Consider the following 246-nt stretch of genomic DNA (forward strand, 5'->3'; position numbering starts at 1 on the left):
GATTCCTACAGAAAGGTATAAACGGCGTGGCCGATGGCGCGGGCGTCCTTGCGCGGCGGAACGACCGGCGTGTTGCCGACGCCCACGCGCCACATCTCCGGTATGTCGGTCTGGCGGATGACGAAGTCCTCCAGGATCAGCAAGTCGATCCTGGCCCTGACGAAGCAGATCACCGCGTCCAGCGGCGTGCAGATCACCGGCTCGCCGCGCACGTTGAACGAGGTGTTGAGCAGGATCGGGCAATCG

Annotated in this window: 1 protein-coding gene; it reads right to left on the reverse strand. The window is 64.2% G+C overall.

What is annotated here, in order from left to right; translation table 11 throughout:
* Positions 1–5: 5 nt before the first annotated feature.
* The coding region (locus HKX41_12815) for a carbamoyltransferase (protein NNC25017.1) at positions 6–246 on the reverse strand (241 nt) is incomplete at its 5' end.

Source organism: Salifodinibacter halophilus (assembly GCA_012999515.1).
GTDB lineage: Bacteria > Pseudomonadota > Gammaproteobacteria > Nevskiales > Salinisphaeraceae > Salifodinibacter > Salifodinibacter halophilus.